The sequence below is a fragment of the Vaccinium witches'-broom phytoplasma str. VAC genome, from assembly GCF_000309405.1.
Lineage (GTDB): Bacteria > Bacillota_I > Bacilli_A > Acholeplasmatales > Acholeplasmataceae > Phytoplasma.
Window position 1 is genome coordinate 1 of the sequence record NZ_AKIN01000087.1, and the last position, 1,060, is coordinate 1,060.

Here is a 1,060-nt window from a genome sequence, read left to right on the forward strand (position 1 = left end):
TTATAATGGCGAGATATTTTCGACAAAATAGAGGGTTTAGAAAAAGAAAAATGACTTTTTCAAGATTTTGTTTTAGTTATTTATTTCCAGTAATAGCTGTTGTCGGTATTGTATGTTTTGTTTTAGGAAATTATGGTTATTTAACCATTAATAAATAAAAAAAGAAAGGATTTAAATTAAATGAATTTAAAAAGTTTTTTGAGCCTTGTTGGCTTTTCTTTTGTTATTCTTTTTCTTATGTATAAATTTGGTTATATTGCACCTATCGCTACTAAAGTAACGTGGATAAAATAACTAATGGCTTACGATATTAAAAATCGTCAACGATTACGTAAAGTAATTTATGCCGATGGAAAGGTTATTTACTATTCACAAAAGAATGGTAAAAAGTCATTAGTGATATATCCGAACGGTAAAAAATATTATTACAAAAATTATAAAAAGTAATAATAATTTTTACCATTTAATAATTCAAAAAGAGAAAAATATTATTTTCTCTTTTTTGATAAAAAAAAGGAGTTTAACCATGCTAAATCATCAACAATTAAAAGCAGTTAATTTTCCTCTCCAACCTTTATATTTAAATGCTGGTGCTGGCACTGGGAAAACGAAAACCCTTTTAGAAAGATTTAATTTTTTAAGTAAACAAGTTAATATTAAAAGTATTTTAATTCTTACTTTTAGCAAAAATGCTGTTAATAATCTTAAAAAAAGATTAAACAAAAAAGATGCTAAAATCATGACTTTTCATGGTTTTGCGTTAATGTTTTTAAAACAAAATTTAGTTTATTTAAAAGATTTTAATTTTAAAGATTTCCGTCTAATTGATGAAATCGAAACTCGCGAAATAATGAAAAATTTATTAAATCAATTTCAAATTAAAATTATTTGTGGTTTGGATGACGTTATTGCGTCCATTTCTAAAATTAAAAGAAAAATCATTACTGATATTAAACCTCTTTTTCAAAAATTTTTTCATGCTTATAATCAAGTTCTTTTTGAAAAAGAGTTAATGGATTTCGATGATTTAATTGTTTATACTTATTATTTATTAAAAAAT

Annotated in this window: 1 protein-coding gene; it reads left to right on the forward strand. The window is 23.1% G+C overall.

What is annotated here, in order from left to right; translation table 11 throughout:
* Positions 1-526: 526 nt before the first annotated feature.
* Positions 527-1,060, forward strand: a 534-nt coding sequence (locus RI68_RS02040) for a UvrD-helicase domain-containing protein (RefSeq protein ID WP_017193587.1), incomplete at its 3' end; no start/stop codon positions are given.